The sequence below is a fragment of the Lyngbya sp. CCY1209 genome, assembly GCF_035615495.1.
Lineage (GTDB): Bacteria > Cyanobacteriota > Cyanobacteriia > Cyanobacteriales > Microcoleaceae > Limnospira.
Genome location: NZ_JAJENU010000052.1, coordinates 1 through 614 on the forward strand (window position 1 = coordinate 1; position 614 = coordinate 614).

Annotated in this window: 1 protein-coding gene; it reads right to left on the bottom strand. The window is 44.6% G+C overall.

The window, feature by feature from the left end:
• Window positions 1–614 (bottom strand): group II intron maturase-specific domain-containing protein (locus tag LKE08_RS00275; protein ID WP_324702192.1); only part of this gene is annotated, 614 nt, incomplete at both ends.

A 614-nucleotide genomic window follows, 5' to 3' on the forward strand; every position in this document is an offset into this window, starting at 1 on the left:
AGTCGGGCTTCTCGGTTTGAGATTTCTGGTGATTTCCCTCTCCTTGTTGCCCAATAGACCCAGTTTCCGTCATACGTTGATGCGTCTGGTTTGACCAGTTTGTGCCTAATGATAGGAGTCCAGTTATGTTGTTGCAGTCGTAGACCATCCTTTGTTTGGAAAATCCACTTCTCATTCCTTTCTTTCCCATTGCTCAGTATCACTTTTCCTTTTCGGAAGTATTTCCTGAGCGTTTTGTAATTGGCATTACCGCATCTTGACACTACCCATGCCCGTAGTTGTTGCCAAAGTATTTCATCCAGCTTTCCGAAAATCTCCGAGGAGACTGCCCCTGAGTAGTACCTTGACCATCCTGTGATAATGGGGTTTAGCTCTTTAATCAGGGCGGCTTGAGGTGATGTTTTGTGTTTCTTTATCACCTCTTTTACCTTTTCGATGTGGGCTTTGATTGCTTCCTTATTAGGTTTTGTGTGAGTTTTGAACCCGAGTAGCTTGCTTGTCCTGCCGCCACTTTTCCCCGAGACGTGTTTTCCGGCAGGATATTGCCTGATATTGAACCCTAGAAAGTCGAAACCAGGTGAGACCATTTTTCCATTTACTTCGATTTCTTGAAG